Origin of the sequence: Natribacillus halophilus (assembly GCF_900100185.1) — a bacterium.
Classification (GTDB): domain Bacteria; phylum Bacillota; class Bacilli; order Bacillales; family Marinococcaceae; genus Natribacillus; species Natribacillus halophilus.
In genome coordinates, this window is sequence record NZ_FNEN01000034.1 from 1 (window position 1) to 10,625 (window position 10,625).

Annotated in this window: 12 protein-coding genes, 1 tRNA gene, 1 rRNA gene, 1 other RNA gene and 1 pseudogene; all 16 read right to left on the minus strand. The window is 46.1% G+C overall.

Annotated elements, in window-relative coordinates; translation table 11 throughout:
* Positions 1–216: ribosomal RNA gene (locus BLS58_RS16775) — 16S ribosomal RNA — on the minus strand; the annotation flags it as partial.
* Positions 217–535: 319 nt separating this feature from the next.
* Positions 536–808 (minus strand): pro-sigmaK processing inhibitor BofA family protein, encoded by a 273-nt coding sequence (locus tag BLS58_RS16780; protein WP_090400250.1) that lies wholly within the window; start codon positions 806–808, stop codon positions 536–538.
* Positions 809–885: 77 nt separating this feature from the next.
* A complete protein-coding gene (locus BLS58_RS16785; protein ID WP_090400252.1) occupies positions 886–1,092 on the minus strand; it encodes a YaaL family protein in 207 nt (68 codons plus the stop codon).
* Between the two features lie 3 nt (positions 1,093–1,095).
* Entirely contained in the window at positions 1,096–1,692 is a 597-nt protein-coding gene (gene recR, locus BLS58_RS16790; RefSeq protein WP_090400254.1) for a recombination mediator RecR, read from the minus strand.
* Positions 1,693–1,706: 14 nt separating this feature from the next.
* On the minus strand, positions 1,707–2,021 hold the full coding sequence (locus tag BLS58_RS16795; RefSeq protein ID WP_218126285.1) for a YbaB/EbfC family nucleoid-associated protein: 315 nt from the start codon (positions 2,019–2,021) through the stop codon (positions 1,707–1,709).
* Positions 2,018–3,769 (minus strand): DNA polymerase III subunit gamma/tau, encoded by a 1,752-nt coding sequence (gene dnaX / locus BLS58_RS16800; RefSeq protein WP_090400256.1) that lies wholly within the window; start codon positions 3,767–3,769, stop codon positions 2,018–2,020. The genes BLS58_RS16795 and dnaX overlap by 4 nt, the downstream gene beginning before the upstream one ends.
* A 117-nt stretch (positions 3,770–3,886) precedes the next feature.
* The gene (locus tag BLS58_RS16805) at positions 3,887–4,222 is read right to left on the minus strand and encodes a hypothetical protein (protein ID WP_090400258.1); all 336 of its coding nucleotides are present in this window, start codon (positions 4,220–4,222) and stop codon (positions 3,887–3,889) included.
* A gap of 176 nt (positions 4,223–4,398) precedes the next feature.
* Positions 4,399–4,664, minus strand: an RNA gene (ffs, locus tag BLS58_RS16810) — signal recognition particle sRNA large type.
* A 58-nt stretch (positions 4,665–4,722) separates the two neighbouring features.
* Positions 4,723–4,800 (minus strand): annotated as a pseudogene (locus BLS58_RS18470) (YgiT-type zinc finger protein); the annotation flags it as partial.
* Between the two features lie 7 nt (positions 4,801–4,807).
* On the minus strand, positions 4,808–5,275 hold the full coding sequence (gene tadA / locus BLS58_RS16820) for a tRNA adenosine(34) deaminase TadA (protein ID WP_090400260.1): 468 nt from the start codon (positions 5,273–5,275) through the stop codon (positions 4,808–4,810).
* 336 nt (positions 5,276–5,611) lie between these two features.
* The gene (locus BLS58_RS16825) at positions 5,612–6,022 is read right to left on the minus strand and encodes a type II toxin-antitoxin system death-on-curing family toxin (RefSeq protein WP_090400262.1); all 411 of its coding nucleotides are present in this window, start codon (positions 6,020–6,022) and stop codon (positions 5,612–5,614) included.
* A complete protein-coding gene (locus BLS58_RS17765) occupies positions 6,019–6,180 on the minus strand; it encodes a hypothetical protein (RefSeq protein ID WP_176764832.1) in 162 nt (53 codons plus the stop codon). Before BLS58_RS17765 ends, BLS58_RS16825 begins: the two co-directional genes overlap by 4 nt.
* A 243-nt stretch (positions 6,181–6,423) precedes the next feature.
* Positions 6,424–6,516 (minus strand) — tRNA-Ser (locus BLS58_RS16830).
* Positions 6,517–6,592: 76 nt separating this feature from the next.
* Entirely contained in the window at positions 6,593–7,513 is a 921-nt protein-coding gene (locus BLS58_RS16835) for an NAD-dependent epimerase/dehydratase family protein (RefSeq protein ID WP_090400264.1), read from the minus strand.
* A 17-nt stretch (positions 7,514–7,530) separates the two neighbouring features.
* Positions 7,531–8,928 (minus strand): sugar transferase, encoded by a 1,398-nt coding sequence (locus tag BLS58_RS16840; RefSeq protein ID WP_090400266.1) that lies wholly within the window; start codon positions 8,926–8,928, stop codon positions 7,531–7,533.
* Positions 8,929–9,138: 210 nt separating this feature from the next.
* Positions 9,139–10,625: SH3 domain-containing protein (locus BLS58_RS16845; protein ID WP_176764833.1), on the minus strand; the 1,487-nt coding region annotated here is incomplete at its 5' end.

A 10,625-nucleotide genomic window follows, 5' to 3' on the forward strand; every position in this document is an offset into this window, starting at 1 on the left:
CTCCGCGGCAGGTTGCCCACGTGTTACTCACCCGGCCGCCACTGTCTAGAAGTGAGAGGTGGGAAATGGGAAGTGGGATTTAGGTGACATCGGCTCTGCCGATGTCTACGACAGCTCACTTCTCACCTCTCAACTCTCACCTCTAGACCGTTCGACTTGCATGTATTAGGCACGCCGCCAGCGTTCGTCCTGAGCCAGGATCAAACTCTCCATAAAAAGTTCCGCTTCGCACACGGGGGTGTGCGTTGCGCTGGCTTGATTCATTCTTCTTACGCTTGGCTTTCATTCAGTTTTCAAAGGGCAAATGTCGGCATCCCCTGTTGAGAGCGCCACTATTCATCATATCACCGCACGGCTATAATGTCAACCATTTTCGATTGATTTTTTCAGGCTTTATACTAATGAAGGCCTGATTAATGCGATGACGTTGAAAATAATATCACTTCATATAGAAAGTGTCAATGCATTTTGAGCGCTCCCATTTTATTCTAAATTTAAAAGCAAAAATAGACGGGCGGAACCGTCTATTTTTGCCTTAACCCGGAAGTACAAGTAAATGGACCGCAAACAGCATAAATACACCGGGAATGCCTAAAAAGCCGGTAACCGCTGATGTGAAGAGATTAATCGGCATATGCAATCCGGCCAAATTACCGAACAGGTTGACTAGAAACAGCGCGAGGGCGCCTACCATGATGCGGACAGCTCCATTCCCCAGCCACTTAAAAGGCTTCTTTATGGGGACGCCGAGGAACATCAGTACAACAATACCAAGTCCAACGGCTGCAACAGTGAGAACCGGATCCAAAGCTATCGCCTCCCAAGCTTTTTCTCTATCATATGCCCGGACATAAAAAGACTTGCCTAAAATAAGACAAGTCTTTTCTAAATTTGCTTTTTTAGCCTACGGGCTTCTCTTAACAAAAAACGATATTTCGCTTCTTCCATCTTCATTTGAGTCAACACTTCATCACTTGGATCAATGCTTTTGGCCAATAATTCTTCCTGGCGCTGGCATTTTTCCTTTTGCCGACTAATGAGTTGGTAAAGGCGTTCTTCTTCTTTTTTTCTTATCTTTTGTTTTTTTCCCATGACCTACAGTTCACGCCTTCCTTCAACCGCTCGGGAAAGCGTGACTTCATCGGCGTATTCCAGATCGCCTCCAACCGGAAGGCCGTGGGCAAGGCGCGTGACCTTTATTCCGGTCGGCTTGATCATTCTGGATAAATACATCGCTGTCGCTTCCCCTTCAATGGAGGGGTTCGAAGCAAGGATCACTTCCTGTACGGTGTCGTCTTGCAGTCGTTGAATCAATTCAGGAATGCGAATGTCCTCGGGCCCTACCCCGTCCATCGGTGAAATCGCACCGTGCAATACATGATATAGCCCACTGTATTCCTGCATTTTTTCCATGGCCATGACATCTTTGGAATCTTCAACGACACAGATAACGGATCGATCGCGATGGTTATCATTACATATGATACATGGATCCTGATCAGTGATATAAAAGCAGGAAGAGCAATGGGTCAAGTCACGTTTCGCGTTAACGAGCGCTTTGGCAAAATCGAGTACATCATCTTCTTTCATATTGAGTACATAAAAAGCGAGACGGGTCGCGGTTTTCGGACCAATACCCGGCAATTTCATGAAGCCGTCGATCAGTTTAGATATCGGAGCAGGATATTGCACGCGTCGTCATCCTCCTAAAACATTCCAGGTGGCAAATTCATCCCTTTCGTAAACTTGCCCATATCTTGTTCCACCAGTTCGTCTACTTTGCCCATGACTTCGTTGATCGCCGCCAAAATTAAGTCCTGGAGCATATCGACATCTTCAGGATCAACGACCTCTTCATCAATTTCGATATCAACGATGCGTTTATCTCCGGAAGCGACGATTTTGACAGCGCCCCCGCCCGAGGTGGTTTCAACGGTTTTTTCCTTAAGTTCTTCCTGGGCCTCCTGCATTTGTTTTTGCATCTTCTGCATTTGTTTCATCATGTTATTCATGTTCTTCATTTTTCTTCCTCCTTTAATTGTGGATCGTCGACGATCTCGACTAAATCCGGGCCAACAAGTTTCTCCGCCTCGCTGATCAGGGGGTCTTCCTCGTTTGTCTCGTCCGGTGTTTCCGTTGTTGCTGCTTGTTGTTGTTTGCCCCGGTATGCTTCTTTTAGCTGATCCCAATCCTGTTTGAGAAGCGTGAGGATCTGGTAACTATGATCATTGTTGGACGCGATAGCCTTTTCTGTCAACGTTCGGAATTTATCGGCGATCATCCCCCGGTGCATTTCGTTTTGAAAAACGAGGAGCACTGCATCCGTCGTCGCCGCCACGGGCTTCGCATCGTTTAACCACGCGTGCGCGGGTACACTTTCGTTTTTAAGTGTTTGCAACGTATTTGCCCAGCGAGATTCGATTTTTACCCTTTCATCCTTCGAAGCACGCGAAAGTAATTGTTGAGCTTGTTTGACTCCCGCCCCGTTGCCGGAACTTGTACTTGACGTCATCGGACGGTCCCGAGGCACTTCTTGTTCGCGCGGCGATGAGGTGGTGACCGATTCATTTTCATTGGCCTGCTGTCCTTTTTCAAGCGCGCGGATGTCCGCTTCAAGTTTTTTGACCTGTTCCGTCAACTGCTGAACTTGCTGATCGTTCGCGGGGGCTTGCCCGGAAGGTTCGGTGTCTCGCTGACAGATATGAATAAAGGCCATTTCCAGAAAAATTTTCGGATGGGAAGAGCGTTTCATTTCCCGGAGTTCGTCGTGGAGGGCGTCGATGGTTTTGTAGGCCCACTCGCTTTCTATTTGCTCTGCCAGAGATCGAAAAGCCTCGTCGACCTGCACACGATCCAAAAGCTCGCCCGCCTCCGGCGCCGCCTGATAAAGCAACAAATCGCGCAAATAATAAATCGTGTCTTCCATAAAACGAAGCGGATCTTTCCCTCCCCGTATCAAGGCATCAGCCGCCTGCACCGCCGCTTTAGCATCCCGATCGATCAATGCCGAAATCGTTGAAGCAAGGAAAGATTGGGACACAGCACCCGTTATCGCATGGACATCCGCTGCCGTCACTTTTTCTTCTGCAAAAGAAATCGCCTGATCAAGAAGGCTCAGTGCGTCCCGCATTCCGCCTTCAGCCGCGCGGGAGATGAAATGAAGGGCCTCCTCTTCAACTTCTATATTACCTGTAGCAACAATCTCCTTCATCCGTTCCACGATGGTCTCCCCGCTGATCCGTTTGAAATCAAAGCGCTGGCAACGAGAAACGATCGTGAGCGGAACTTTGTGGGGTTCGGTCGTCGCCAAAATAAAAACCGCGTGGGGAGGCGGCTCTTCCAGTGTTTTTAACAGAGCATTAAAAGCACCTGTAGAAAGCATGTGAACTTCATCGATAATGTAGACCTTATAGCGGACGTCGCGTGGTGCGGCGATAACGTTCTCGCGTATGTAGCGAATTTCGTCTACCCCGTTGTTCGAAGCCGCGTCAATTTCGATCACATCGACAACCGACCCATCCTGAACCCCTCGGCACGCCTCACATTGATCGCACGGCTCAGGCACCGGCGCGTGTTCACAGTTAATCGCCTTCGCAACAATCTTGGCGGCACTCGTCTTGCCCGTGCCTCTCGGTCCGCTGAATAAGTAGGCATGGGCAAATGTTTGCTGGCGAAGCGCATTTTGCAACGTTTGCGTAATATGATTTTGACCGGCGACATCCTCCAGTCGCCGCGGACGCCAGACACGATAAAGCGCTTGATAACTCAACAAAAGCCCCCCTTGGCGATCATAACTATTTTTATTATACGGTTTTCTACCCTCTTTTTCAAAATAAAAAAGAACCAGCTACGGTTCTTTTCGGCTTCGCCTTCTTAATTACGGGTTCTATTTCGGCCTACTTTCGTAATCATCGGCCAACTTTGATACCCAATCCTCATCCAGCCCAGTGATTCGGGCAATTTCCTTTGGTTTGACACCCTCCTTCAACATACTAAATACTACTTCTTTCCTTCCTTTCTCCAAACCTCTTCTCTCACCCTTTTCCTCGCCTTCTTCTCTTCCTTTCTTCAAGCCTCTTTTTTCACCCTTTTCTTCGCCTTCCGCAATCAGGCTGTTCCGCTCCAGCATGGACTCTTCTCGCGCTTCATAAAGCCGGCGGGTTTCGGCATCGCCGCTTAGTTTTTCCAAGCGTTCCTCCGCTTTTCGAATCACGGGATCCATGACGGTTAACTCCTTTCTTTCAGAATAGCAGCCATCGATGTAGAGGGTCCTGCAACGATTTCTTCATTTTTTTGAATTTTTGCTTATGTACATTTTATCATAAAAAGAGCCAAGCGGTGTTTGGCTGATAAAAAAAGAACCCAAGCTTCTAGCCTGGGTTCCCTCTCATATGTATGCCGTGCACCTTCCTTCGATAAGCATATCATAAGCGGTACCTAAGCAGTTAGCTCGATCCAGGCGCCTCCGCGGCACACGAAAGGTCTCGCTTACTGCTGCTTCCTTCCGGACCTGACAGGGTTCACGAGTTTCCGTTGCGCGGAACCCGGACGTCAACACCACTTACAAAGGGCAGTCCCTACAATATGCAAACCTGGGGAAGGGATTCGGCCTCGCTCTAGCGGATTGCGAGTTAAGGGCACCGCTACCTCCCCGCTTAGCACGGCATATTTCAGTATAAATCATAGCCTTTTATAAATCAACGGGTATATTATCATCGATGGTTATTGCCCTTTTTCCATATAAGGATGTTCCCCGCATTGTTCACAAACTTCAGCCGGAACATCCTCGATGATGATCTTTTTTTACTCAATTCCTCTTCCTGGTACGCAAATCTCGAAAAAAAGATGACAACCGTTCGCTGCATTCGTCTTCCAACACCCCGCCGACGACTTCGCTTACGTGATTAAAGCGCGCGTCATCGAGGAGGTTCATCAACGTGCCCGCGCAGCCGGCTTTTGGATCCGCCGCGCCAAAAACCAACCGCGGGATCCGCGATTGCAGAATCGCACCCGCACACATAGGGCAGGGTTCCAACGTCACATATAACGTACACCCTTCCAACCGCCAGGAACCGATCATCTCACTGGCGGCACGAATCGCCAGGCATTCCGCGTGGGTGAAAATATGCTGTTCCTGCTCACGGCGGTTATATGCGCGGGCGATCACCCTGCCCTCATATACGATAACCGCACCGATCGGAACCTCATTCTCCTCCTCGGCTTTAGCAGCTTCCCCAAGTGCCATTTCCATATAGAATTCATCTTTTTGTTTCATGTGAAACTTCCTTTTTTGGCAGATAAGAAACCATCATGGCGGCTGAGCATACCGCCACCATCTATCATGTAAACAACTGATTTAGCGCAAAAAGTATAATCGTGACATATGTTGGTTATACGGCTTGGCGATAAGCCAAGTTTTCTTTAATATAAAAAAGCAACTCATTTTTGAGAGCTGCACGGTTCTTTTCGTCATTATGATAAATTCACGGGCACGTTTCTGTTCATATTCAGATACTTGCTCAACACATCTACGCACAACTCTAAGTTACAACCTTACAGAAAGATGAGAAAGATTACAACAAACGTTCATGATACTCCCTCAATAGGTTTATTATTTAAACATAAAATAACTTTCTTGTGTGTTGCGACACAGCCATAATTCTATATCTTTTATCTCTACTGCTTTTTCCGCTACTCTAAGAGTGAATTCAAAAAGCTCCACGTCGCTAACCAATAATTCATATCCATTAATCGCTAAAAAGGTAAGACAACTTTTGGCAGCTGTCCTTTTATTGCCGTCTGAAAAATACTGATGTGTTGCGAATCCTTCTAAAAGCACAGCTGCCTTTGCAAAAACATTTGTATAGGCTTCTTGGCCAAAGAGTACCATAAAAGGCTTTTCGCACATATAATCTATTAACCCTGGTTCATTTTCACCTGATGAACCCCCATACTCATTTAACGCCTCTTCATGAAGATACCTAACGTCTTCTGGGTCTACTCGTAGAAATTCTGCACTCAATTCTTACTCAACATTCTCATCGCTTTATCATATTTCTTATCTATGGTTTTAGAAGCCCGTTTAATCAATTTCTTCCTTTCTTCGTCAGTTATTTTAGATTTATTTTTTACTTTCTCATGGAGTGAAGCCATTTCTTCATCCCCTTCCCCTTTGCGCAAACCATCACCACCTTTTGGGATATAGTATGCGCATTCTTATATAAAGTATACCACATGCATTGTATGTGGGCCAATCAGCAGATTTTTGTTAATTAAATCAATGTTTATTACCTTTTAATGAACGTATGGTTTTTCAAAATTCTCGAAGCGTCGCTTCCATCGTATCTCTTTTGCATTGTCCAATCAATATTCTTCCCAAGAACAAAAAAAGACCGCTTCTCCAAGTGGTCTGTGGTGTGTTTATGGCGGAGGAGGAGGGATTCGAACCCCCGCGGGCCGTTAAGCCCCTGGCGGTTTTCAAGACCGCTCCCTTCAGCCGGACTTGGGTACTCCTCCGTATGTATTTCTGTCAGTGACAAAAACCATCTTAGCATGTCCCTATGATGAATGCAAGGTGATTTTTATAAAAATTTCAGGCGTTCGCGTGTCTGATGGTATCACGTAATCCGTCCCGGAGCGTGGTTACTGGTTGCCACAGAAAGTCCTTCGTTATTTTGCTGTTGTCCAAATAACTCTTTTCAATATCTCCAGGTCTTATCTCCCCGTACTGAGGGCGATATGGTTTATCCAAAAGGGCACACATGTCATGTAAAAGGTCTGTGATGCTCGTCTCTTCTCCCGAGCTAACATTATACACCGCAGCCGTCTGTTGCCCGCACAAACAGGTAACGACCGCCCATGCCACATCTTTCACATAAATAAAATCTCTCGTTTGCTTGCCATCTCCGTAAATGACGGGTTGTTCACCATTCAACAATTGCTCGATAAAAATGGTGATCACCCCTGCTTCCGTATCCGCGCTTTGCCTTGGACCGTACACGTTGGCAAACCGCAATACGTGCGCATTTAGATCGTACATGCGGCTGTAAGCTTTCACATACGCCTCGCCGGCATATTTGGAAACGCCGTACGGAGAGAGCGGCTCTACAGGCGCATCCTCGGTGATGGGCAACGTTTGCTGATCGCCATAAACCGCTGCTGAAGAGGCATATAAAAAGTGTTTAATCCCGTATTTCCTGGTGAGTTCCAATACATTGATCGTACCATTGATATTGATATTAGCGTCATATTGGGGCGCTTTTATTGACGTAGGTGCTTTACTCTGGGCTGCCAAATGAATGACCCCGTCAATGTCATCATGAAGCCGGAAAAGCTCTTCCAACTTTTCCGCGTCTGTAATATCAACTTCAAAAAGTTCCATGTTATTCACATGTTCGTGCTTCCCGGAACTCATATTATCAGCAATGACCACCTGTTTCTCCTGGTGAATCAAAAGGTCACACACGTGTGAGCCAATGAAGCCCGCGCCCCCCGTGACAAGTATTTTTTCCATCCTTCATACCCTCTCGCTTATCGATTATCAAAGGTGGGATCCTTTTTTTTCTCGATGGAAGACGAGCGTTCCTCTTCTTCCTCTTCGTTTTCCGCGCCTTCAGTTTTCGACTTATCAAATAAAACCATGAACGTTTTTAACAAAATAATTATATCCAACCAGAAGCTGTAATTGCGGATATAATACAAATCAAACCGTAATTTATCATCGGCTTCCGTGCTGTATTTGCCCATGATCTGGGCATAACCGGTAATCCCGGGTTTAACGGTATTGCGATAGCTGTAATGATAATATTGTTTGGCAAGTTGTTCTATAAAATACGCACGCTCCGGCCGCGGTCCGACCAATGACATATCTCCCTTTAGCACGTTATATAATTGCGGGAGTTCATCCAGCCTCGTCGCGCGAATCCATTTGCCGACTTTTGTAATCCGGTCGTCATTTTCTGTCGCCAACGTAGGGCCTGTTATTTTTTCCGCCTCTTCAATCATGGAACGAAATTTATACATCATGAAAGGCTGATCATTCTGACCGAGCCGTTCCTGTTTAAAAATGATGCTCCCTCGTGGGCTTTCCAGCTTAATCAGCAAGGTCGTCAATAACAAAAGCGGAGAAGCCACGAGCAACATTCCCCCTGACGCAACGATGTCAAAGGTTCTCTTGATCAATTTTTCATCCCACGTCAAGCCAAACGGCTTCACGGACATGGCCAGCGTATCCTCAAGCGGCGTCACCTGGGACCGTTGCATAAGCAATTCATATAGAGTTGGAATAACATATACCACTTTATTGCATTCCATGGCATGATAAATGATCTGCGATTTCTCTTCTTTACTGATATTCGGACACAGCAGCACATAGTCCACTTGCCGAAAATAACGATTAATAAGCTCTATCGGCGTATCGGTGGGAATATGCCTGACACGTGTCCCCTTCAACATCGGATGTGTCGCTTTGTCCATCATCTTTTTCGCTTCTTCTCCGTCACCGATGAGAAGAACCTTGCCGACCACGTTGCGCCGGATCAACTTGAGATAAGACATTTTCCAAAAGACCATGAATAAAATCGTCAAAATGCTGGCGATTAATATAATCGACCGTGGCAGGGCAAACTCTCTAAACAGGTAAGAAGCTGCCATGGTTAGAAAAGCCATAAAACTGACCGCAACGAAAATTTTCAAAAGGACATCCCAAATTGTATTTTTTCTACTTAAAGCATAAAGTTCATATACAGAGATAAAAAATAAACCGATTAACAAAATCCATGGCAATAAAGCCACAAATGATTCCCAGTTTTCCTGTGGAAAACCTCCATACCGTATATAGAAGGCAACGATATAAGCCGCCAATATACAGCCGAGATCCCCCAAGAGAATGATGAGTTTATGATTCCTTGATCCACTATTATCAGGCATTCTATACCTCTCCCGCTTCTTACCCGAAATAAATTTACGATATCGCTTATCGTATGTATGTATGTATGGAACCATTCATTCTACATCCTAACCATACCAAAAATGGACACAAAAGAAAACTGCAAAATGTGCATAAATTCTACAAGGTGATGACATTTATTACTGGCATATGGATATTTAAATGGCTCCGGGGTGAGCCGGAGCCATGGATCATTGATATTCAGGGATATCAAAGTATAAGTCAGGATTATTCAGTTGTTCATATAAGCTTTCCATGCGCGGGACTTGTTTGACAGCCCACCCAATATCCGTGGCATATTGTGGAAAACCGGGATTCGCAGGATTCCATCTCATCTTGTATAGCGTATTTTGATTATAATCATTGTGAACATATCTTTGCGAAATAAACTCTGCACCACCGATTATAGCTGCTTCCGGAGAAAACCATCCCTGATTATAGGCGTATATGGCTCCGAGTGTCTCCGGATTAGCATCAGCTGCACCAATCCCAAACGTATTGTACGTTGTTCTGATATTGCTTAAGTTGCTTCGATTACCGGAAGTAACGACTTGTGCATTACCATTGCCATTTGTACCTACTTCAATCCCGGTCGCCAATCTAGATGTCCCATGCCCTGTTTCCAATAAAGCATGTGAAATGAGGTATATTTCATTCACCGAATGCTCATTTCCGGCATCAATAAAGGGTTGTCCCATACCGTCCAGGATCCCGGATCCAGATAAAACATTATTGAGCTGGCCGGCTGAAACCCCGACACTTTCGGTTAATAAAAGGTGTTGAAACCTATCGTTATTACTGGGGTTAAGATATTGCGCTACCTCAGACTCGCTGGCATTTTGAAACCCGCCAAGTGCAGAGGATATCTGCGGTGAACCATTCATTTGTGTTGATAAAGCTTCCTCAAACACAACATCGTAGCTTGTATAGGCAACGTGCTCATTATCAGATGTCTCAAAAAGCTCTACCAGATTCCCGCTTACATATGTCGGTCCACTGACACCCTCGAGCTGAATCTTATACCAACCGTCGATTTCACCCACTATATAGACTCGCTCGCCACGCGGGATCGAACTGACTTGATCATAAGAGGTGCTGGGACCTTCACGAACTCTTAGGGATACGTTTGCATCGACATAACCAACAGTAAAAGATTCAAAGGTAACTAAATTGCCACTGACGTAAGTTGGGCCATTGACATCTTCCAGCTGGAGCTTATACCAACCGTCAATTTCACCCACGATATCGATTTGTTCCCCGCGTGGGATCGAACTGACTTGATCATAAGAGGTACTGGGGCCTTCACGAACGTTTAGGGAAATATTCGCGTCTACATAGCCAACATCTTCCTCCGGTATAGTAACCGGAACAATATAGTCCCCGGAGACGTACGCTTCTTCACTGAAACCTTCACCACTGATCTGGTACCAACCATCCGAGGTTTCGCCTTCCAGCTCTACTCTCGTGTAGTCTTCCAGCCCCCCGATCGTTTCGTGGTCCGTACCGGGACCGCTACGTACGTTCAAATAGGAGGACTGCACGACACCGTGACTGTATTCGGGTTCGGTCAGTTCTTGCGTTTCTTCGGGCGTGATATAACTGCCGCTCACGTATGTCGGTCCATTGACATCATCCAGTTGTAATTTATACCAACCGTCAATCTCTCCGACGACTTCCA

Excerpts from the sequence above, each read along its gene's own strand:
- BLS58_RS16785 (WP_090400252.1), bottom strand. The coding sequence starts at position 1,092 with ATGGGAAAAAAACAAAAGATAAGAAAAAAAGAAGAAGAACGCCTTTAC.
- BLS58_RS16795 (WP_218126285.1), bottom strand. The coding sequence starts at position 2,021 with ATGAAGAACATGAATAACATGATGAAACAAATGCAGAAGATGCAAAAA.
- BLS58_RS16805 (WP_090400258.1), bottom strand. The coding sequence starts at position 4,222 with ATGGATCCCGTGATTCGAAAAGCGGAGGAACGCTTGGAAAAACTAAGC.
- tadA (WP_090400260.1), bottom strand. The coding sequence starts at position 5,275 with ATGAAACAAAAAGATGAATTCTATATGGAAATGGCACTTGGGGAAGCT.
- BLS58_RS16835 (WP_090400264.1), bottom strand. The coding sequence starts at position 7,513 with ATGGAAAAAATACTTGTCACGGGGGGCGCGGGCTTCATTGGCTCACAC.
- BLS58_RS16840 (WP_090400266.1), bottom strand. The coding sequence starts at position 8,928 with ATGCCTGATAATAGTGGATCAAGGAATCATAAACTCATCATTCTCTTG.